This window comes from Desulfotignum phosphitoxidans DSM 13687 (assembly GCF_000350545.1).
Taxonomy (GTDB): domain Bacteria; phylum Desulfobacterota; class Desulfobacteria; order Desulfobacterales; family Desulfobacteraceae; genus Desulfotignum; species Desulfotignum phosphitoxidans.
The window spans coordinates 136,624-158,316 of sequence record NZ_APJX01000010.1 but is presented as its reverse complement, the minus strand read 5'-3'; the positions used below and the strand labels follow the sequence as shown (position 1 = coordinate 158,316).

The following is a 21,693-nucleotide window of genomic DNA, read 5'->3' as shown; positions in this document are numbered from 1 at the left end:
TATAATATTATTATTAATATACGTCGCATCAGATCCATTGTCAAATACAATGTCATGAAAAAATCGAATCAAACCAAAACCTGAAGACCGGGAGGGTATCAGATCCGAATGACTTTTCCGGAATTCGCAAACCAGGCTGGTGTTTTTTCCCGGGGAACGGTAGTATATCAGCGCTGTTTGTTGAACAGCGAAACAATGGAGGAGGACCATGCTGCCTGTGCTGCTGTCTCTGGGAATTTTGTATCTCCTGGCCCTGGGTGCCGGCCGGATCAGTGCGTCTCTGGGGATTCCCCGGGTCACGGGTTATCTGGCCGTGGGCGTGGCTGCGGGCCCCTCTGTGGGCGGGGTGCTGGGTCTACCCGGGGTGATTACCACCGGGCAGTTTCATGCCCTGATCCCGGTCCATGATATGATCCTGGGGTTGATTGTGTTCACCATCGGCGGCAGTTTCAGCCTCAAGGCAGTGCGGAAAATCGGGTCAGGGCTGTTTGTTGTCAGCGCCTTTGAAATCGGGCTGACGGCATTGCTGGTGGGGGCGGGCACCTATCTGCTGAGCCGGTCCGTTCTGGTGGCCGGATTTCTGGCCGTGATGTCCGTGACCACGGCACCGGCCGCCACCCAGATGGTCATACGGGAGTGTCAGTCCGAGGGTCCGTTGACAGACACCATCCTGCCCTTGATCGGCATCAACAACCTGCTGGCCATTGTCGTTTTTATCCTGTTGGGCAACCTGCTGCCCGATGCGGCAGGATCTGTTTCAAAAACAGTGTATCAGTTGGCCGTTCCCGTGGGGCTGGGCATCGGTATCGGTGTTTTGACCGCCGTGATGGACCAGCGGCTGACCCGCCAGGTGGACCGGCAGATTCTGGTTCTGGCCGCCGTGTTCATCAGTGTGGGCCTGGCTGGGTTTCTGGAGGTGTCTGCCATGCTGGCCACGCTTTTCGCCGGTGTGGCCACCGTGAATGCGTCTCCGTTCAGGGACCGGACCATCAAAGACCTGTCAGTGGTTGACTATCCGCTGTATGTGCTTTTTTTCATTATGGCGGGGGCGGAACTTCACCTGGAATCCCTGGTGTATATGGGATGGATCGGTGCGGCGTATGTGGTGCTGCGGAGTGGGGGCAAGTATTTCGGCTGCACCCTGGGGGCGTTTGCCGCCGGTGCCTCCCATGTGCAGAAGAGATGGCTGGGGCCTGCTATGCTGGCCCAGGCAGGCCTGGCCATCGGGCTTGCCGGCACCCTGGCCCGGTCCTGGCCCGGCCCAGGGCAAAGCATCCAGACGGTGGTGCTGGCGGCAGTGGTGGTGTTCGAGGTGGCCGGACCTTTTCTGACACGGTGGTCCCTGGTGAATGCCGGTGAGGTGACCGTGCTCAATCTCATGGCCTTGCGGAGTCCTGTGGGGTTCACCGAAGGCCTGGGCCTGGCTGTGCACCAGGTGAAAGATGCCTTTGGGATCGCCCTTTCCGGGGCCGCCGGCCAGCGGGCCGGTATCTGCGTCTCCCATATCATGCGGCGAAATGTGGAACCGATCCCCAATGACACCCCGTTTGACGAGGTCCTGAAAGCACTGGGGCATTCCCGTTATGATCAGCTGCCCGTGGTCAACAGGCAGAATGAACTGGTGGGGGTGATCAAGTATACCGATATCGCGGACACCCTTTTTGAACCCGGTCTCCGGCATATCGTGGTGGCCGGGGACATTGCCACGCGCGTCCCCCTGAAGCTGACCCCGGACGACTCCATTGAAACCGCCATGGCGGCCCTTAAGAAACATTCCGGCAACACCTGGCTGGTGGTGGTGGACAAAAATGATCCCAAAAAACTGTTGGGCATGGTGCGGCACAATGAGGTATTGTCCACGCACCTGTACCAGGACGCGGAATCAAACAGACGGTGAATACCATTTTCCCGTTCAGGTCCTTTAGGATATGATCATGGATGTGACGCATATGACTATTTTACCCCCTATTCCAAAATAGCCTTGACTGTTTTGGAATAGGGGGTAAAACAGACGGTGAGATACCCGGTGTTCATTCGACAGTTCCGGCAGTGCTTCCACCAGGCGTAAAGATGGGGAAAGCAGGTCGTGCTGGAAAGATAATTCATATAATTTTTTGGAGGCAGACAACATATGGTGTTTCAACAGGATAAAGAGACCGGAGAATATATTGCCCTCATTTTGGAGGATGGAATCCAGAAAACCTATGGGTGTATTTTTGAAGTATGCAAAAATCCGATTTGCAGTTGCAGAACAGTGGACGTTATTCTGGCACCGGTTCAGGACAACACCCGGCAGAATTCGCCTTTGTCTTCCCGCAGAATTGAAATCGATCTGATTGAAAAAAAATACACGTTTCCGTCAGACAGGTCCGCAAACCCGGAGGATTCAGCATTTGCTGATTTGTTTTTGTCGCAGTTGGGTGACGAGGATTTTACATTTCTGGAAAAAAAATTTTTGGTGTACAAAAATAAAATCAGTGAATCAGCAGATTTGGAAGGCTTTGAAGGTTTTTTTGATTACGAAGCCGTGGAGCGGGACGGATTGATGTATGCGTACAACGATGTGCTGCCCTATGGAAACCAGATGCGTGTTACCATTAATGACCGGGAATATTTGATTTTTGACCAGTTCTGCCTGCTGCCGGGCTGCTCATGTACACATACTGTTATGGATATTCTGCCGGAAACAGAAGCAGAAACTGCGACGGAAGCATCTTTCGCCTTGAAGCTGATATATACCAAAAAGCGCTGGGAGACGGATGAAGACCTGCCTGGCTCAATAACCCTGGCGGCTGTCCGCTCAGCCATTGAAGAAAGACATCCTGATTTTTACAGGACCCTTCGCATCAGGCATGAAAAACTGAAATACATCTACCAGAAGTGCCGGGAAAAGGAATTTTTACCCGCACAGCCGGCACAATCATCAAAAGTCGGCAGAAATGACCCATGCCCCTGCGGCAGCGGGAAAAAATATAAAAAATGCTGTTTTGGAAAAGCCAGCGCCGGGAAAACATCCGGTGTCCTGTCCAGGGAAAAAATAGATTCGGTTTTGTGGCAAAAAGAGATCCGAAATGAATGGGATCATCGTTGAGTAAACAATCTGTCTGCGTTCATGGAGGATATTGGCCGGTACATGGCAATTTTGCTGAGCCCTTTATCGGGCTTGTTCCCGGATTTCATCCAACACCTTCGGCAGTGCTTCCACCAGGTATAACGGCAGGGAAAGCAGGGAAAAGCCGGCCGTTTCAATGCCGTTTTCCGTGCTGATCCCGTGGGCGGTTTTCTGGAGGCCCGGGGGATTCAGGTCAAACCTGACAGCCAGGGAGATGTTTTTTTTCGTAGCAAACTGTTGCAGCGATTTCAATGATCCGCTTTTTCCCGATTTGACTTCAATGGGGATGATCAACGGGCCGTGGGAAATGACATAGTCGATTTCTGCATTGGCTGTTCTGGCCTGTCTGACCCAGTAATGCAGGGATGGTGAATTTTTCTGAGCTGTCAAAAGGTGCTGGCCGATGAACTGTTCGGCAATGGCGCCTTCATTGACAAGATCACGGTCAGGAAAAGATTGCAGATAGGTCCAGTCATTGCCGCAGATATGATTCATCAGCCCGATATCCATGAACAGCAATTTGTAAACCGTGTCTTTGATGTCTGAGTTCAATGGAAGACCGGAACAATGGCTGTGATGCACCCTGTGGCAGATTTTTGCTTTTGACAAAAGATCCAGGATCTCCTTTATTTTTCCGGAGGGGTGCTCCCGGGAGATGTTGCTGTATTTTACCTTATTTCCGACAATTCTCGGGATGGTTCTGAAGACTCTCTGCATGAGTACCAGCTGGCGGGATTGGGCATATTTGGAAAAATCATCTTCATACGTTTCCGAGATGGACCGGTGAACATCTCCCACATCTTTGAGGGAGCCGCTTTCACACCAGGCCTGCACGGCTTCCGGCATGCCGCCTGTAAACACATATTTGCGCTGGGCTTTTTTGAGTTTTTCATGGGCTGCCGCCGGTAAGGAGGATGTCATGGAAAATTCCTCTACATATCGGGTTAAGGCCGGCTCAGCAGCCCGGAGGAACTCAGTGAACGTCATGGGGCCCAGATGCATGTATTCGATACGTCCGACCGGCATTGAAAATGAATGGTCCGCAAGGGTGAATTCCAGGAGTGATCCTGCGGCAATGACGGGCAATTCTTTTTTTTCTTCATACAGATAGCGCAGAAGCTGGAGCGCGTGCGGTGTCGATTGAATTTCGTCAAGGAAAAGGATAGCGCCGGGGGTGGTAACCGGTATGCCGCTCAATGCTTCGATTTCTCTTAAAGCAGAATCTGTGTCAAGGGTTTTGAAAATATCATCCAGAAACAGGTGCCGTTCCAGATTGATTTCGATCAGGGTTTTTTTCAGTTTTTTGGCAAATTGTCTTACCAGTGTGGATTTTCCGACCTGGCGGGCACCTCTGATGACCAGCGGTTTCCGGTTTGATTTGTTGATCCAGGTTTCAAGATTGGCTTCTGCCGAACGATACATCATAATAAAATACCCCCATATTTTTATGTAATAAATAATAAAATAAGGGGGTGTTGTCAATAGCATGATTTTCTGGGTGTCATGCCGCCTCCTTTGACAATAACCATAGAAAGAACATGATTGCCGGATGCAATCAATCTGTTATACTGCGTTTTGATTTTGAAATGCGAAAGGTGAGAGACATGCTGATCAATTCATTTATTCATATACCGGGGGTCGGGGCGGTCACGGAAAAGCGGTTGTGGACGGCGGGGCTGCTGGACTGGCACCAGGTGGGTTCGGTGGATGCCTGTGATATTCCCGCCAGAAGTCTGATGCGCATTGCCGCGTGCATGGCGGAATCCTGTGAGCACTTGGACAAAAACAACCCGGCCTATTTTGCAGATCATCTGCCGGCCGGGGAACACTGGCGGTTTTTTCCGCAGTTCAGGAAAACCACGGCATTCATGGATATCGAAACCACGGGCATGGATATGTTCGGAAGCGAGATCACCACCATTGCCCTGTATGACGGGGAATCCATCAACTATTATGTCCAGGGACAAAATCTGGATGCGTTCATGGAGGATATCGGCCGGTACAACGTAATCGTCACCTACAACGGCAAAACCTTTGATGTGCCGTTTATCGAGAAGTATTTCGGTATTGAAATGGCCCATGCGCATATCGATCTGCGGTATGTGCTGAAAAGCCTGGGATACGGCGGCGGGTTGAAGATGTGTGAAAAAGCCCTGGGCCTGGACCGGGGGGATCTGGACGGGGTGGACGGGTTTTTTGCGGTCCTGTTGTGGCGGGAGTTTCAGCAGACCGGCAATATCAAGGCCCTGGAAACCCTGCTGGCATACAATATCGAGGATGTGGTGAACCTGGAGACCCTGATGGTTCTGGCCTACAACATGAAACTGAAAGATACGCCTTTCAGCCGGACCCATGCCCTGCCCATGCCCGGAATCCCGGACATTCCGTTCAAACCGGACCGGTCAACCATCGAGAGAATCCGGCAGAAGTTTCAGGTGAATTTTTTTCAGGATATGGATCGATGATGCCGTTAAGCGCGTGGTTTACCTTTTTTGTGATGATGACGGCCATTGCCTATACGCCGGGGCCCATGACCATGTTTTCCATGTCCTCCAGCGTAAAGCACGGGTTTTACCGGACCCTGCCGGGTATTTTCGGCGGGTCGGCCGCCTATATGGTCCAGATGGTGGTGGTGTACCTGGGGCTTGGGGTGATTGTCCAGAACTCCACGGTGGTATTCAACACGATCAAGTGGGTGGGTGTCTTCTACCTGGTCCTGCTGGGGATCAAAAACTGGCGGCAGTCCATCCGGGATATGGAAATGACCCACACGGGCCTGCCTGTCTCCCCGGTCAAGCAGTTTTCCTTAGGATTTGCCACGGGCATGTCCAACCCCAAGTCCGTGCTGGTGTTCACGGTGCTGTTTCCCCAGTTTATCCACCCGGATCATTACACGGCCCATTTTCTGGTTCTGGCGGCCAGTTTTTTTGTCATCCAGGGCAGCAGCGCCATGGCCTATGCCCTGTTCGGTGCAAGGGTGTTTAAATGGCTGCGCCGGCGGAACCTGGCCCGGGTTCAGAACCGGGTCACGGCCGTGATTCTGTTTTGTGCCGGCGGGATACTGGCGGTCAGTAAAAAATAGCCGGAACCGGCCTCATCGGGCTGCTTTAATGGCCTGATCCAGGTCCGCCAGGATGTCGTCAATGTCCTCGATGCCGATGGACAGCCGCACCATGTCCGGGGTGACCCCGGCTTCGATGAGTTCCGCATCTGACAGCTGGGAATGGGTGGTGGAACCCGGATGGATGGCCAGGCTTTTGGCGTCTCCCACATTGGCCAGGTGGGAGAACAGGTGCAGGCTGTTGATGAATGTTTCCCCGCCTTTTCGGCCGGATTTGAGCCCGAACACCACCATGCCGCCGAACCCGTTTTCAAACTGGGATGTGGCCGTGTCATGGGAAGGATCGCTGGGCAGTCCCGGGTATCTCACCCAGGCCACGGCCGGGTGATCCGAAAGGAATTTTGCCACGGCCTGAGCGTTTTCACAATGCTGTTTCATGCGCAGTCCCAACGTTTCGATCCCCTGCAAAAACATCCAGGCATTGTCCGGGCTGATGCAGGCCCCTAAATTCCGCAGCGGTCCCACCCGCATCCGCAGGATGAACGCCAGCGGGTTTAAATCCCCGAGATCATGGGCAAACCGCAGATCGTGGTAGGAGGGGTCCGGATCATTGTACAGCCGGAATCTGGCATCGGTCCAGTCAAACGTGCCGCTGTCCACGGCAATGCCGCCCAGGGCCGTGCCGTGGCCCCCCATCCATTTGGTGAGGGAATGGATCACGATGTGGGCCCCGTGTTCAATGGGCCGGATCAGGTACGGCGTGGTGAATGTGGAATCCACGGCCAGGGGCAGATGGTGTTTGTCGGCGATGTCCGCCATTTTCCGGATGTTGACCACGTCCAGGGACGGGTTGCCGATGGTTTCGCAGAACAACAATCTCGTGGCCGGGGTGATGGCCTGTTCGATGTCGTCTTTTTTGTCCGGATGGACATAGTGCACTTTGATACCCATTTCCGGCAGCATGTGGGAGAACATGGTGATGGTGCCGCCGTACAGGTTGGCCGTGGACACCACCTCATCCCCGTGGCCGCAGATATTGATGATGGTGTAGAAAATCGCGGCCGTGCCCGAGGCCACTGCCAGGGCCGCGGCCCCGTTTTCCAGGGCCGCCACCCGTTTTTCCAGCACATCCTGGGTGGGGTTCTGGAGGCGGGAATAGATGTTGCCCAGTTTTTTTAAGGCAAACAGGTCAGCAGCGTGGGCCGTGTCCTTGAACAGGTAAGCCGTGGTGCGGTGAACCGGCACCCCCCGGGACAGGGTGTCATCCGTGTGAATGCCGGCATGAAGGGCCAGGGTGTTGAATTTGTGGGTCATGGGGCAGTCCTTTCGTCATGAATTTTTGGGCTAAATGTTTATCAAAGGGCATTATGGCATTTTTTGCTGTGCAGATCACCTGTTTCTCTTATTTAATTGCGCCAGTCGGTAATTGATGTCCCCGGCAAGTTTCTGAATATCTGGATCTGGTACTTCATATTCTTTAAAAATATCCTGCCAGGCGGATACTTCCCGGATCATCGAATCGATGATGTGATCCGGATTTTTGATGTTCAGAGTTGCGCCAAATCTCAGAAATGGAGATCTGTCAGGCGCGAATTCTCCAGCGCCTTCGGGAAATGACAATGAATGGGATCGTTTTCCATGGATATCAGGCAGCAGGTCATAGGCGGGAGACAGGCACAACCCGGTTTCTTTGTGAAGCATGCTGAAATTTTTCAGATGATCATCCGTATTGCCGATGGCGGCGTTGAACACCATTTGCCGGAACAGCGCCGGAATATCGATCGACGGCTGAGTACTGTATTTTTTCACTGCCTTGAAAATATCCGTGTACCAGGCATAATATGAGGCGTTCAACAGTGTTTTCATGCTGATCATATGATATCTGCCGCCGGTGTCTGCTACATCGAATCGTTTTACCAGTAACGTGTTGCGGGAACCCACAGGGATCAGTTTAAATTCAGGTATGTTCAAGCCTGCATTCCGGGCAAGTGCCAGTGTGGCAGCTTCTATGGGTTCGACATGAACGGGATCGTTGTGTCTGGGAAATTTTGCAAGCCACAGGGTATTGTCTTTGTCTCGCACCAGTGATTTTGGGCGGGCGCCACCGGGAGAGCTGCCGCATAATGCCAATGCGGCGAATTCCTGATCGTTCAGATATTCGCCGGCATCATATTTCAATGCCAGTTCAAGCAGTTTGTCCAGGGTCACAATATCGGCACTGGGATCCTGTGCCTTGACTGGATGGCCGGTTTCAAAGCATAACGCCCCCATTCCATTGTTTCCAAGCGCTTCCAGAAATCGGGGTTCTGTCTGTTCCCGAAGGGTGAGATTCGCTTTGCGGGCCAGAATTTTCCTGCCCCAGTCATCGGGCAGGGCATCTTCGAACACCCCGTGAATCCCCTGGGGTCGATTGGATAAGAACTCTTTTGGATTCAGCGGCAGGTTGACAGGGTCCAGCGGAAATGCATCCGGATGCTGCAAATATTCAGGGGTATAACGGAATGCTCCCTTGATTCTGCCGTTGGGATCAGGCGTTCCCGTAATGATTTCGCCGCATTTTATTTTCAAACGGGTTGGAAAAATAAGGATGACATCCAGATGAAGCAATTATTTTTTCCTCCTGGCACGTTGCCGGCCGGAAAGTTGTTTGATCCGTTCGTGTTGGGCGAACAACGATTCTTCAGGGGCCAGCAAATGGTTCAGATCATCGAGCCTGTCAAGCATGTTCAGGGCTTTTATCCAGGTGCCGATGGCTACGGTGGGTTTGCCCTGCTCCATGTTTTGCAGGGTGGGAATGGAGACCCCTATCCGCCAGGCAAATTCTTTTTGGGAATCATTCCGCGCCAGCCGGGCGGTTTTCAATCGCTGGCCCAGATTTTTTAAGGCGGTTTTTTCTATAGCATCAATCATAGTTTGTATTATGCTTTAATTTTATGGTTAATACAAATTATATTTTTTGATATTTTTAAAATTATTTTTTTTTGTCCGTCACGGCCAGGCAGTTGAGCCAGGCAAAGGTTTTCCGGCCCAGCCCGTCGGATGTGGGGGTGGATGTGAGGATGTCAAACCCGGCCCGGCGGCAGAGGCCGGTCCACTCGGCATGGGTCAGGGGGGTGAACCGGCGGCCTTGGGCATCGAATTCATCGGCCGCCACATCGTCTCTGTGCAGGGGCACGGAGAAAAACAGGCGGCCGCCGGGAACAAGGATTCGATGAATTCTGGAAAAGACAACCTGGATGGCAGGGCGGGTCAGGTGCATGAGGGTGGCCACGGCATACACCCCGTCAAAAACGCCCAAAGCCGGGGTCAGCTCCCCGGGCAGCCGGATGCGGTGCAGGCGGCCGTCAAGGACCGGGTGGCAGGCGGCCGCTGCATTGAGCATCTCCTGAACCCCGTCCGATGCCGTGATATCAAATCCGTTTTCCAGCATGAACGCGGCATCCCTGCCCGATCCACATCCCAGTTCCAGGAGCCGGGCGCCGTGGGGAAAGCTATCCGCCAGAAGCGCGTGCAGATCCGGCACATCCGCGGATTCATAGCGCTTAACCAAGTCTTTGACATGGGTGGTATAGTATGTGATTGTGGTGTCAGGCACGTCTATGGGTTTCCTTGGTTGCTATCCAGTGTATCACACGGGGAACAAACAAGACAAGATTGAGAATCCCGGTCGAGATTTTAAGTATGATTCATCTTGACATGGCCCGGGTGATTATTCTATATAAGGAATCGAATTCTGTATATAGAATAAAAAGGATCGTTTTCGAAAAAGGAACGCCTGATGGATCAAAAAAAGAGAATCACGCCTGCCCGGCCTTTGTCCCCGGCGGTGAGCCAGGCGGCCCAGCTCCTTTTGTACCTGGGCAGCCAACCGGGAACGGACATGACCCTGACCCGGATCTGTGAGGCCGTCGGCATTCACAAAAGCAAAGGGTATTCCATATTGAATTCATTGAGTGAATACGGGTTTGTCGTCCGGGATGAAATCAGCAAGACGTATTCACTGGGGCCTGCCGTGATTCCCTTGGGAGCCAGGGCGATTGACAACCTGGATATCCATGCGGCAGCCAGGGGCCATCTCCAGGCCCTGGCTGATGAAACCGCCGGCACAGTGCTGCTGGGCATTGTTTCAAACGACCGGTTTTACGTGGTCGGGAAATATGACGGCAATGCAATGGTGTCTTTGACCATTCGCCAGAACCAGTGTTTTCACATCACCCACGGGGCCCATGGCAAGGCCATTGTGGCGGCCATGGATGATGAAACCAGAGAAAAGATTCTGACATCACAGCCCCTGCATTTTTACGGGGAAAACACCCGGGCGGACCGGGCCCGGCTGGAAGCGGAATTTGTCCGGTGCCGGGAAAACGGGTATGCCGTGGACAATGAATCCATGACGCCCGGGATCCGTGCCGTGGCAGCCCCGGTGTTCGATCACAAGAATACTGTTTTTGCCGGGGTGGTGCTTGCGGGGATGTTTGGACAAGATGAAATTCCGGCCATGGGAGAAAAGGTCGCGGCCATGGGCCGGTGGATCTCCCGCCAGGCCGGTGCATCCATATAAAAACCAAGGAGGAGTTATGAGCCGGAAAGATGGGGTTAAGATTATTAAAACCACCACGTGGTCGCCGGGACCGGGATGTCACGGCGGATGCGGGGTCCTGGTCCATGTCAAGGACAACAAGGTCATCAAGGTGGAAGGAGACCCGGACCATCCCTGGAACCAGGGCCGCTTGTGTTCCCGGTGCCTGTCCATGACCCAGTACATGTATCATCCGGACCGTTTGAAAACGCCGCTGAAGCGGGTGGGAAAAAAAGGAGAGGGAAAGTTCGCGCCCATTTCCTGGGACGAGGCTTTTGATCTCATTGAAGAAAAAATGAAAAAAATCCGGGAAGATCACGGGCCTGAATCCGTGATCTTCCACCAGGGCACGGGCCGGGATATCGGGGGATGGATCTCCATGCTGGCCTATGCCTATGGCAGTCCCAACTGGATGTTCGGGCTTTCCGGGATCTCCTGCTATACCCCCCGGCTGATGATGATGTCCATCACCCAGGGGGATTTTGCCGTGGTGGACGCGTCCCAGTGGCATGAAAAACGGTATGATGATCCAAAATACAAGATCCCGGAAACCGTGACCATCTGGGGCCAGAACCTGCCGGCCACCTGTCCGGACGGATTTTTCGGACACTGGTATGTGGATCTGATGAAACGAGGCACCCAGCTGATGGTGATCGATCCCCGGTGCACCTGGATCGCGTCCCGGGCCAAATTGTGGCTTCAGCTGCGGCCGGGCACGGATGCGGCCCTGGCCCTGGGGTTTATCCACGTGATCTTGAAGGAAAACCTCTGGGACAAGTCATTTGTGGAAAAATGGACCAATGCCCCGTTCCTGGTCATGGAAAAGGATGCAGGACCTTTACTGCTGCGGGAAAGCCATATCCGGGCCGGCGGATCAGATGAGAATTTCGTGGTGCATGATGCTGCCTCGGGCGACTTTGTGGTGTGGGATTCCAACGATCAGTCTTATAAAAAGCCGGACACAGCGCCGTCTTTGACGGGTGCATTCAGCGTGACCCTGGCGGACGGATCCGCTGCCGCCGTTAAAACCGTCTGGACCCGGTACCAGGAAAACGCGGCCGCCTATACCCCTGAAAAGGTGTCGGAAATCACCTGGGTGCCGGCGGACAAAATCGTTCAAGGGGCCCGGATGTATGCGAAAAGCGCGCCGTCCGCCCTGCACTGGGGGCTTCCCATCGACACCATTCCCTCCACCATTCCCACGTCCCAGGCCATCAACCATCTGTGGTGCATGACCGGGAACCTGGATGTCCCCGGCGGCAATGCCATTGCCCGGTATGCCTGTGATGTGGTGACCTATCCCTATCATTCCGGGGGCGCGATTCTGAGCCTGCCTGAAGAGGTGGCCAAAAAGCGCATCGGCATGAACGACTACGGTCCTATCAAGGATTTCAGGGCCTGGGCCCAGCCGGACAAAGTGCTGGAACAGATCTTTTCCGGCGATCCCTATGCGATCAAGGGCATGTGGATCCAGACGGCCAACCCCATTGCCTGCACGGGCATGGAACCCGGCAAATGGCGGGATGCCATCAAAAAGCTGGATTTCACCGTGTGCGTAGATCTTTTCATGACGCCGACGGCCATGCTGTGCGACGTGATCCTGCCGGCGGCCAGTTTCCTGGAAAAAGATTCCCTTAAAGCCTGGTGGGTGCCGCTCCAGGCCATCAAGAAAACCGTGGATGTGGGGGAATGCAAGTCGGACATTGAGATCAACCTGGAGCTTTCCAAGCGGTTCATGAAGGATTTTCCCTATGAATCGGTCCATGATCTGTTTGACAGCCTGCTGGCGTCCTCGGGCATGACCTATAAGGACTTGCAGGAAAAAACCTGGATCATGCCGCCGGACGGCCATCCCAGCAAACCCTATTCCCGGCATGAAAAAGGACTGCTGCGGCCGGACGGCAAACCCGGATTCAGGACCCCTTCCGGAAAAGTGGAACTGTATTCTTCATGGCTGGAAAAATGGGAACTTGCCCCCATGCCATACCATGAAGAACCGCCCTACAGCCCGGTCAGCACCCCGGATCTTTTCAAAAAATATCCCTTGATTCTGTGCACGGGCCGGCGGATGGGGCCTTTTTTCCATTCGGAACACCGGCAGATTCCCTGGCTCAGAGAACAGCAGAAAGAGCCCGTGCTGGAAATCCATCCCGATACCGCGGAAAAACTGGGCATCCATAACGGGGAAAAAGTGTGCGTGGAAAACTGGCTGGGAAAAATCACGGTCACGGCCATGACCACCCCCATCATCCATCCGGATGTGGTCATGGCCGAGCATGGGTGGTGGTTTCCGGAAAAACAAGGGGCCGAGCCCTCTTTGTTCGGGGTGTGGGATGTCAACGTCAACCAGCTCATTCCCATGTCCAATGAAGGCAAAGGCGGGCTGGGCGCGCCCATTAAAAGCATGTTGTGCCGGGTATACAAGGCGAAAGGATAAGAATCATGTCAGAATATGCAATGCTCATCGATTATGAATACTGCACGGGGTGCAAAAGCTGCGAAGTGGCCTGCAAGCAGGAATATCACCGGCCTGCGGGCCGGGCCGGCGGGGTGGAAGTCCAGGAATTCATCCACCGGCTGCCCAATGACCAGCTGTTTATCACCTATATTCCCACCTTCACCCGGGCGTGCGTGTTTTGTGCGGGCCGGGTGAAGCAGGGCATGGCGCCCGCATGTGTCAAACACTGCATGGCCAACATCCTGACTTTTGGAAAACTCGAAGACCTGCAGCAGCAGATTCCGGAGAAACGCAAAGCGATCCTCTGGACCAAGGGTTAAGCGGAACGGAATCCGGACTTCACCAGGCCCGGCAGGCTGAACCGGGAGATGTGGCTCACCTGCATGGGACGGCCGGCAATAATGGCGTCTGCCGCGGCAATGCCGCTCTGGACGGCCGCATGAATGCCTTCCCCCATGTCCAGGGTGGACAGGCCGGCGGCATCGCCGATGACAAACATATTTTCCGGCATGCCGTTTTCCAAACCTTTCCGGTGATAAGGTGCATGCCGCAGATAATAGGTATGCCCGGAGGGATTGCCCGGGGATTGGTCCAGAAAGCCTTTATCCATCAGGCGGGCCACAAATGTGCGCCAGTGATTCATGATGGTGGTTTTCCGGGCGGTCAGGCCGTGCTGTTTGCCGCCGATGCCGATGTTGATCCACCCGCCTTTTTTGGGCAGGTACCACGCATATCCGGGCAGGCCTTTTTCCAGATACCAGATATGACACTTCCGGACCCGTTGAAAGCCTTGAAACTCTTTTTCCACGGCGGCGATGCGGGCGGTTTCCGGACGGGACGGCACAGGTTCCATAAAAGTGCGCCGCACCGGGCAATGGGTGCCGCCGGCCCCGACCAGGTACCGGCATTCAAACTGGTCATCAATGACATACCCGGACCGGATTCTTTGAATTTTTTTTACGGCATGGGTGTGCACGGGCACCCCGGCCTTCTGGAGCAGCCAGTGGTCGAACTCGATGCGCCGGATTGCATACTGGCGGGTTTTTACAGGCAGGGGAATCCTGAAAAGATGAAAGTGAATCCGGTGTATCCGGGTCAATGCATGGGGATAATCGTCAGGGGAATACCCAAGGTCAGTGAACACATCCGGTGAAATCCATCCGGCACACAGTTTGTTCCTGGGAAAGGCCTGTTTGTCCAGGATCCTCACATCCAAGCCGCTGTCTTTGAGGCGCGCCGCACAGGCGGATCCGGCCGGGCCCCCGCCCACAATGATCACATCCGTCTGAATCATGGCCGGCCTCACGAGATCCGGCAGTCCGGTTTCGGCCGGCCGGGCCGGGTCAGCACCATCTGCCACAGCTGCATGGACCGGGCCCGGAACCCGCCGGCGGAACTGAGCAGGTAATATTCCCACATCCGAAAAAACCGGTCGTCATACCGGTTTTTGAGCTTGGGCCAGGCCGCCTTGAAGTTGTCATACCAGGCCATCAGGGTTTTGTCATAATCTTCCCCGAAATTGTGGCAGTCTTCCAGGACAAACAGCCCTTCCATGGCTCTTCCCAGTTCGGAAATGGACGGCAGCACGGAATTGGGAAAAATGTATTTGGCCGTCCAGGGATTGCAGATCCGGGTGGTGATATTTCCGCCGATGGTATGCACGAACGCGATGCCGTCTTTTTTAAGCAGGTTGCGGGTCAGTTCCATATAGGTCCGGTAGTTTTTAAATCCCACATGCTCCATCAGGCCGATGGACAGGATGCGGTCATAAGTGCCTCTGGCATTGCGGTAATCATCCAGCCGGATATCCACGGGCAGGTCTTTGCAGTATTCCCGGCCGAATTCCGCCTGTTTTTTCGACACGGTGAACCCGGTCACGGACACCTGATATTTTTCAGCCGCATACCGGGCAAATCCGCCGAACCCGCACCCGAGTTCCAGAACATTCATTCCCGGTGCCAGTGCCAGTTTCCGGCAGATCATTTCCAGTTTGGCCTCCTGGGCCTCGTCCAGGTTCCGGGCGTCTTTCCAGTACCCGCAGGTATACTGCATCCGTTTGCCCAGCATCATTTGATACAGATCATTGCCGATATCATAATGCTGTTTGCCCACGGTAAATGCCCGTTTAATGGTCTGGAGATTGAAAATCTTTGCCATCAGGGCGTTCCAGGCCGTGATCCGGTCCTGTTTGATCTGTTTGAGAAGATTGGCCCGAAGCACTTTTTCAATGAACTGATCCGGTGCCGGACAATCCCACCAGCCATCCATATAAGACTCACCCAGACCCAAAGCCGGGGATGACGTCACCCGCTGGAAAAATTGATCGTTTTTGATCCGGATATCAAACGGCCGGTCCCCATTCACTCGGATGCCGGCATGATTCATCATCTCTGAAAATAATTCTCTGGCCTGTCCCAACTTCATTGTGTTCCTCCATGTAATTCCTTGTCTGGTTTGCGCAAAGAAGCATGTAGCTGGTTTATAGCGAATCCAGCCGGATTTTCAAACAGTTTCTTGGAAAAAATCAAATCTTTGGCCTGACCGCTCCTGTGGGATCCGGCGCGCAAAAACGGCATGGAAATCACCCATATTCATGCGGACCATGTCAGCGGAAACCAGGAATTCAAATCCCGCACCGGGGCGGAGATCTGTTATATGGAAGGCTCTCCCGTGTCCGCGTGGATGAACAGCGGGGGTGAGGTGGTATAACCATTTTTGTCTGCCACAGGGACCTTTAAGGTACCTGTGGCAGATTCAATATCAATCAAACGCTTTGTCTACCGTCCACACTTTCCAGACATTGCCCACCAGGTCGGGTCCGGGTTCCAGAACGGTTTTACCCGGTTGCCACCCGGACGGGGTCGCTTTGGTGCCTTTGCCTTCCCGGACCAGCTGGAATGCCTGAATCTGGCGCAGGGTTTCGGGAATATTGCGTCCCACGGGCGGGGCCACCATTTCATAGGCCTGAACAACACCATCCGGATCGATCAAAAAACGGCCCCGGATGTCCACGCCTTCTTCTTGGTCATATACCCCGTAGATTCTGCCGATACTGCCGCCGCCATCCGACAGCATGGGGAACGGCACGGTCTTGGCCGTGACCATTTTGGACAGTTCCTTGTCCATCCACATTTTGTGGACAAACATGCTGTCCACACTCACGGACAGCACCTGGACACCCAATTTTTCGAATTCTGCATTTTTCTCGGCGACCGCCGAGATTTCCGTGGCTCAGACAAAGGTGAAATCACCGGGATAAAAGCACAGGACCACCCATTTTCCCAGGTAATCCGACAGTTGAATGGTTGTGAAGTCATTGTTGTAATAGGCGGGTGCAGCGAAATCCGGTGCTTTCTGTCCGATCTGAATCATGGCGTATTCCTTTTTTTCTGTAACGGTTTCAGGTGGAGTGGTTTCTTCAGGCGGTTTCTGAATTTTGGCTGAAGGACGTTTGCATCCCACAGCAGGTTTTTCTGCCATATGTACCTCCTTACTTGATTGTTGGACATCAGGACTTCTATATCCGAAGTTGTTAATGTCAAAATCAAGATAGGATAAGATCCTATTTTTTGTCAAATGAAAACGGGCAATCCCTGAAAATTTGTCGCTTCAAATGGCGGGGAATACAAAAATTATGGTGTCAGACGATCTGTTTCAGGTTCCCATCCGCCGCCGAATGCTTTGTAAACAGCCACCAGTCCGACAGCGGACTGACCCATGGACTGGGCCAGCTGGTCCTGAAAAGATGCGAGCTGGCGCTGCATGTCCAGGACGTTCTGAAAATTGACAAGACCTGTGATATACAGGGACTGGGACAGTTCCACCGACTTTTGGGTGGATGCGACGGCCTGGTTCAGCGCGGTCAGTGTGTCGCCTTCATTGATATAGGCGGCCAAAGCGTCTTCGCACTCCCGGAACGCCGTGAGCACGGTTTGTTCATACCGGGCCAGGGCGGCCTTTGTGGCGGCTTGTTCCATCTGAACCCGGCTTTTGATCAACCCGCCGGTGAAGACCGGCCAGGTGAAAGAGGGGCCGATACTGTGTTTTTGCGCGGCAGACGAAAAGAACTCCCCGGAATCCGTGGACACCAGGGAAAACAGGCCGTCCAGGGTCAAAGCCGGGTAAAAATCCGCGTTGGCCACGCCGATTCTGGCGGTCTGGGCCGCCAGCAGACGTTCAGCAGCCCGGATATCCGGGCGGTTGCGCACCAGTTCCGCCGGCAGCATTTCAGGCAGCGCAGACGCCATGGGAATCCATTTCGGGGCCAGCAACTGGTTGAGTTCACCGGGCAGGCGCCCGGTCAGCAGGCTGAGCGCGTTCAAGGCTTCGGTCTGCTGGGTTTTAAGGGCCGGCAGCCGGGCCCTTGTGGAGGCCAGGTTCATTTTCGCCTGGTGCACGTCCAGTTCACCGGTCAACCCGGCATCAAACCGGTCCTGAACCAGTTCCAGGGTTTCTTTCTGAAGGGTCACGTTTTTCTGGGCAAATTCGTACCGCTGCTGGGCCGTGCGCAGCATGATATATTCGGAGGCGACCTGGGCCTGGAGCAGCACCATGAGATTGCGGCGGTCTTGGATGGATGCGTCCCACTCCCCCCGGGCCGCTTCCATGCTCCGGCGGATTTTGTGCCACACATCGATTTCCCAGGACATGACAAAACCGGCCTGGTACATCCAGGTGGGATTCCCGGCAATGGACTGGTTGGCGGGATTGCGGACCCGTTCGGATTCCCGCTCCCGGCTGATGCCGCCCTGGGCGTTGATCATGGGCATCAGTCCGGACCGGGCCACGCCATAGGCGGCGGCATAGCTGTCCAGCCGGGCCGTTGCCGCGGCCAGGTCCCGGTTCTGTTCTTTCACATCCTCCACCAGCCGGGTCAGGTCCGGATCATCAAATACGCGCCACCATTCATCAAACAGGGCGGTGGGCTCGAACGAAGATAGATTGTCTGCCGTTTCCGTGATCTGCCAGGTTTCGGGCAACTGCGGGGAAGGAGACTGATATTCAGGTCCCACAGCCGTGTTGCAGCCTGCCAGAAGCACGGAGATGACAATCAGGCGGCAAAGAATGGAAAGGATTTTCTGTGGAAAAAAGACGGTGTGCTGTTTCATCCAATACCCCGGTTTGATCAATGATTTGCGCGGTCATAAGTTTTTTTGCTCTCAGCTGCATATAGGACAGGCCGTTTGTCTTTGTCAACTTAAAATACCGATTCATGCCCGGGTAAATCATATCTGAAAAAAACATTTTGCTTTTAATACGTTGTTTGTCGTATTTTACATATCCAATGAAAACCAGATGAGAGGTGGAAAGATGATGCCGGATTCGATCACACCGGATGATATCAGAAAAATGATTGAAACCTATGTTCAGGAGTATTCAAAAACACACCAGGTACCGGATTACTGGCGAAAGCCTTTGGCCGCCTTTGCAAAGGCGGATGACCGGTTTGAGGTTCTGCCGGAAATTGCGGCCCCGGATCATGCCTTTCCTGAAGAACTGCTGCCCGGCGGCCGTAGTGTGATCGTGTTTTTTGTGCCGTTCAACAAAGCCCTGGCCAAAGAAAACCATGACGGCGACAGGCCGTGCCGGAACTGGGGCCTGGCTTATCAGACCACCAATACGTTGATCAACCGCTTATGTGAACGTCTCCAGCAGTTTCTGGAGGACCGGGGATATGCCTGTGCCTTGGTGCCTGCCACCCATAATTTTGACCATGAAAAACTGATGGCGCGCTGGTCCCACAAACACCTGGGATATCTTGCCGGGCTGGGACGGTTCGGGGTGAACGCCCAGCTCATTACCCCGGCCGGGTGTACCGGGCGCCTGGGAAGCCTGGTCACGGATGCAGATCTCGGCGACAGCCCGGTGGTGCAAGACAAGGAACTCTGCCTGCATAAAAACGGGCAGGCGTGTCTCATGTGCGTGAATCGCTGTCCCGTGGGGGCCGTGTCCCCGGAAACCGGCATTGACCGGAAAAAATGCTGGGAACGGCTCAAAGAGAACCTGGCCGTCCTGGATACGTTCAAAGACATGGATCCTTCCACCCATGTGTGCGCCAAATGTCAGGTGCTGCTTCCCTGCAGCCTCAAAGCCCCGTCTGTTTCCGGTGCAAAGGTTGGCAGATCCGATGTCCGGGGGATCCCAGCGGGTACCGGACTCTGATCTGTTCTATGTCACTGCCTGAACGGCTGCGGACAGGGGTCATGAAACGCGTTGCATGACCTGCCGGATCTCCTGCATCCGTTTTCCGATATCCCGGGCGCTGATAATCTCTGTGACCAGGCACACGGTTTTCGCGCCTTTGGACACCACGTCAGCCAGGTTGTGCCGTTTGATCCCGCCGATAGCCACAAACGGAATGTCTAAATTTGCTGAAACATATTCCAGGTATTCAAGACCCACGGCTTCGCATACATCTTCTTTGGTTTGGGTGGCAAACAAGGGCCCCACCCCGATGTAATCGGCCCCGTCCGCCATCGCCTGTGCCGCCTGGGCCGGGGAATGGGTGGAGCAGCCCACCAAAAGCCGTGGCGCCAGCTGCTTCACCGCCCTCACGGGGAGATCGGTCTGTCCCATGTGGACCCCGTCCGCGCCGATGATCATGGCAATATCCAGAAAATCGTTGATGATAAACGGCACATGGGCATCTGCCGTGATCTTCCGGATTTTTTCACATTCTTCCAGCATGGTTTTCCGGTCTTTTGTTCCGGGTTTTTCCCGGTACTGAAGGATATCGATGCCGGTGTCCACCAGCTGCTCTGCCATGGTCACATTGGACCGGCCCAAAGAAAAAGCCTCTCCCAGGATGCCGTAAATACCTTTGGGGAAAATGGTTTGTTTCAATTTTAAAACGATCTGGGCCATTCGGGCCGCGATCATGGCAATCTTGGGCGGAAACAGCAGGGCATGGGCGATATCCGTGGAAAAGTCCCCCACAATATGGCAGTTGCCCATGGTCCGGACAGCAATGCCGTCCATGTCCTGTCCGGCTATACCCGAGGCTGATACCACGGGAATTCCCGCATCCGCCAGTGCTTCCATCAACTGTTTTTTGGTACCCGGATCATCCAGCCCTTCCACCACCCCATCGCAGTCCGAGAAGATCCGGGCCATGTTGTCCGGTCCCAGCCTGAGGTTCAGGGTTTCCACGCGAATGGCCGGATGGATGTTTTGCAGATTCTGTTTCAGGCTGTCCACTTTGGGGCAGCCCACCTGATCCATTGAGTAAAACTGGCGGTTCAGATTGTCCGGGACCACCCCATCAAAATCCACCACCTTCAGATGCGGCATTCCGGCCTGGGCCAGGTGCCGGGCCACATTGGAGCCGATGCCGCCAACGCCTGCAATACCGATTTTCATTTTAAAAGATCTCCCAGTCTTTAAACACGGGCTGATACCCGCTGTGTCGGATCATGGCTGCCACCTCATTCACGGACCTTGTATCCGTTACTTCAAACTGCACGGTGGTGCCGGTGGTATGTACATGGTATCCCCCCACATCCGTTCTGGAGCCGGCCGAATACCGGGTAACCCCCAAATGGATGAGCTGATCCCTGAAAGCCGCGGATTCCCGGGTGGAAAGGGTGATCCCCAGGCGGGGCATAAACAGCCGCCAGGCCAGAAGCGTCTGAACAAACTGCCGGTCCGATAAAAGATGTCTCGGTGAAATGGCGCCCCCGGCCCGGGTCATCCGGGGCAAAGACAGGGAAATTTCCACATGGGGATACGTCTGTTCCAGGTACCGGGCATGAAGCCCGGCCATAAACGCTTCGGATGCCGGATCTCCCAGCCCGAACAAGGGACCGATGTTCACGGCCCTGAAACCGGCGGCAGCCCCGCGTTCCGGGGTGAGCAGACGAAACGTGTAATCGGATTTAGGGCCTTTGGGGTGGACGGCTTTGTAAATGGATTTGTCATAGACTTCCTGGTACACGGTCAGAGAATCCGCCCCCGCCTGTTTCAACCCCCGGTACTCGGTTTCCGTCATGGGGTATATTTCCAGGGCAATGGAGGAAAAATACCGGGTCATGATCCGGCACATGTCTTCCAGATAGGACAAAGGTGTTTTCTTTGGGGCTTCGCCCGTGAGGATCAGGATATGGCGGATGCCGGTGTCGGCAATGGCTCTGGCTTCTCTGTCGATTTGTTCCAGGGTCAGCCGGGTTCGGGGGAAACGGGTGTTGGCATTGAATCCGCAATAGGTGCAGTGATTACAGCAGAAGTCTGAAATATACATGGGCGCATACAGGCTGATGGTTTTGCCGAAATGCTGACAGGTCAGATTTTTTGCGATCTGTGCCATGGGTTCCAGAAAGTCCTGGGCCGCCGGTGAAAGCAAAGTGAGCAGATCCCGGGTATCCAGCGGGGCCTGGCTGCCGGCCCGGTCTAAAACGTTTCGGACCTCGCTTGCGTGTACGGAATGGAAACAGGCTGAAAAATCAAAGGATTGATACGCGTCAGCCAGTGTGGAAAAAGACATGGGT

The 21,693-nt window shown here is 54.4% G+C and carries 20 protein-coding genes; 9 read left to right on the top strand and 11 right to left on the bottom strand.

The window, feature by feature from the left end; all coding sequences use genetic code 11:
* The first annotated feature begins 208 nt into the window (after positions 1-208).
* A complete protein-coding gene (locus DPO_RS19020) occupies positions 209-1,897 on the top strand; it encodes a CBS domain-containing protein (protein ID WP_006967972.1) in 1,689 nt (562 codons plus the stop codon).
* A 234-nt stretch (positions 1,898-2,131) separates the two neighbouring features.
* Complete coding sequence (locus DPO_RS26190) at positions 2,132-3,091, top strand: YecA family protein (RefSeq protein WP_006967971.1); 960 nt, start codon at positions 2,132-2,134, stop codon at positions 3,089-3,091.
* Positions 3,092-3,154: 63 nt separating this feature from the next.
* Here DPO_RS26190 and DPO_RS19010 read toward each other — a convergent pair whose 3' ends face one another.
* On the bottom strand, positions 3,155-4,537 hold the full coding sequence (locus DPO_RS19010) for an ATP-binding protein (RefSeq protein ID WP_006967970.1): 1,383 nt from the start codon (positions 4,535-4,537) through the stop codon (positions 3,155-3,157).
* Between the two features lie 179 nt (positions 4,538-4,716).
* Here DPO_RS19010 and DPO_RS19005 point away from each other — a divergent pair, with 179 nt between their 5' ends.
* Together DPO_RS19005 and DPO_RS19000 are read left to right on the top strand one after the other, a co-directional pair.
* Complete coding sequence (locus DPO_RS19005; RefSeq protein ID WP_040012088.1) at positions 4,717-5,577, top strand: ribonuclease H-like domain-containing protein; 861 nt, start codon at positions 4,717-4,719, stop codon at positions 5,575-5,577.
* Complete coding sequence (locus tag DPO_RS19000) at positions 5,574-6,194, top strand: LysE family translocator (protein ID WP_006967968.1); 621 nt, start codon at positions 5,574-5,576, stop codon at positions 6,192-6,194. The genes DPO_RS19005 and DPO_RS19000 overlap by 4 nt, the downstream gene beginning before the upstream one ends.
* Positions 6,195-6,206: 12 nt before the next feature.
* Here the strand turns inward: DPO_RS19000 and DPO_RS18995 are convergent, their stop codons facing one another.
* The 4 genes from DPO_RS18995 to DPO_RS18980 all read right to left on the bottom strand — a co-directional run bounded on the left by DPO_RS18995 (position 6,207) and on the right by DPO_RS18980 (position 9,768).
* A complete protein-coding gene (locus DPO_RS18995) occupies positions 6,207-7,487 on the bottom strand; it encodes an O-acetylhomoserine aminocarboxypropyltransferase/cysteine synthase family protein (RefSeq protein WP_006967967.1) in 1,281 nt (426 codons plus the stop codon).
* Between the two features lie 75 nt (positions 7,488-7,562).
* Positions 7,563-8,780 (bottom strand): type II toxin-antitoxin system HipA family toxin, encoded by a 1,218-nt coding sequence (locus DPO_RS18990; protein WP_006967966.1) that lies wholly within the window; start codon positions 8,778-8,780, stop codon positions 7,563-7,565.
* Complete coding sequence (locus tag DPO_RS18985; protein ID WP_006967965.1) at positions 8,781-9,083, bottom strand: helix-turn-helix domain-containing protein; 303 nt, start codon at positions 9,081-9,083, stop codon at positions 8,781-8,783.
* A 61-nt stretch (positions 9,084-9,144) separates the two neighbouring features.
* Positions 9,145-9,768, bottom strand: coding sequence for a class I SAM-dependent methyltransferase (locus tag DPO_RS18980; RefSeq protein ID WP_006967964.1), 624 nt, complete (start codon positions 9,766-9,768; stop codon positions 9,145-9,147).
* Between the two features lie 183 nt (positions 9,769-9,951).
* Between DPO_RS18980 and DPO_RS18975 the strand changes: the two genes are divergently transcribed.
* Genes DPO_RS18975 through DPO_RS18965 form a run of 3 tightly spaced genes read left to right on the top strand, consistent with a single transcriptional unit; the run spans position 9,952 to position 13,530 of the window.
* On the top strand, positions 9,952-10,734 hold the full coding sequence (locus DPO_RS18975) for an IclR family transcriptional regulator (protein ID WP_006967963.1): 783 nt from the start codon (positions 9,952-9,954) through the stop codon (positions 10,732-10,734).
* 16 nt (positions 10,735-10,750) lie between these two features.
* Positions 10,751-13,189 carry a molybdopterin-dependent oxidoreductase gene (locus DPO_RS18970; RefSeq protein ID WP_006967962.1) on the top strand — a complete coding sequence of 813 codons (2,439 nt, stop codon included), beginning with the start codon at positions 10,751-10,753 and terminating at the stop codon, positions 13,187-13,189.
* A gap of 5 nt (positions 13,190-13,194) precedes the next feature.
* Positions 13,195-13,530, top strand: coding sequence for a 4Fe-4S dicluster domain-containing protein (locus tag DPO_RS18965; protein ID WP_006967961.1), 336 nt, complete (start codon positions 13,195-13,197; stop codon positions 13,528-13,530).
* On the opposite strand, the gene DPO_RS18960 is transcribed toward DPO_RS18965, so the two are convergent.
* Together DPO_RS18960 and cfa are read right to left on the bottom strand one after the other, a co-directional pair.
* Positions 13,527-14,504 carry an NAD(P)/FAD-dependent oxidoreductase gene (locus tag DPO_RS18960; RefSeq protein WP_006967960.1) on the bottom strand — a complete coding sequence of 326 codons (978 nt, stop codon included), beginning with the start codon at positions 14,502-14,504 and terminating at the stop codon, positions 13,527-13,529. The genes DPO_RS18965 and DPO_RS18960 overlap by 4 nt on opposite strands.
* Positions 14,505-14,512: 8 nt before the next feature.
* The gene (cfa, locus tag DPO_RS18955) at positions 14,513-15,634 is read right to left on the bottom strand and encodes a cyclopropane fatty acyl phospholipid synthase (RefSeq protein ID WP_006967959.1); all 1,122 of its coding nucleotides are present in this window, start codon (positions 15,632-15,634) and stop codon (positions 14,513-14,515) included.
* Between the two features lie 150 nt (positions 15,635-15,784).
* Between cfa and DPO_RS24705 the strand changes: the two genes are divergently transcribed.
* A complete protein-coding gene (locus tag DPO_RS24705; RefSeq protein ID WP_083912082.1) occupies positions 15,785-15,919 on the top strand; it encodes an MBL fold metallo-hydrolase in 135 nt (44 codons plus the stop codon).
* A gap of 51 nt (positions 15,920-15,970) precedes the next feature.
* Here the strand turns inward: DPO_RS24705 and prxU are convergent, their stop codons facing one another.
* Positions 15,971-16,690, bottom strand: a complete 720-nt coding sequence (prxU, locus tag DPO_RS26185) for a thioredoxin-dependent peroxiredoxin (protein WP_152427737.1) — start codon at positions 16,688-16,690, stop codon at positions 15,971-15,973.
* Positions 16,691-16,842: 152 nt separating this feature from the next.
* Positions 16,843-18,318, bottom strand: a complete 1,476-nt coding sequence (locus DPO_RS18940; protein WP_006967956.1) for an efflux transporter outer membrane subunit — start codon at positions 18,316-18,318, stop codon at positions 16,843-16,845.
* A 202-nt stretch (positions 18,319-18,520) separates the two neighbouring features.
* Between DPO_RS18940 and DPO_RS18935 the strand changes: the two genes are divergently transcribed.
* On the top strand, positions 18,521-19,372 hold the full coding sequence (locus DPO_RS18935; protein ID WP_006967955.1) for an epoxyqueuosine reductase: 852 nt from the start codon (positions 18,521-18,523) through the stop codon (positions 19,370-19,372).
* A 39-nt stretch (positions 19,373-19,411) separates the two neighbouring features.
* On the opposite strand, the gene thiE is transcribed toward DPO_RS18935, so the two are convergent.
* Together thiE and thiH are read right to left on the bottom strand one after the other, a co-directional pair.
* Complete coding sequence (gene thiE, locus DPO_RS24700) at positions 19,412-20,569, bottom strand: thiamine phosphate synthase (protein WP_006967951.1); 1,158 nt, start codon at positions 20,567-20,569, stop codon at positions 19,412-19,414.
* A 1-nt stretch (position 20,570) separates the two neighbouring features.
* Complete coding sequence (gene thiH / locus DPO_RS18925) at positions 20,571-21,689, bottom strand: 2-iminoacetate synthase ThiH (RefSeq protein WP_006967947.1); 1,119 nt, start codon at positions 21,687-21,689, stop codon at positions 20,571-20,573.
* Positions 21,690-21,693: the final 4 nt, after the last annotated feature.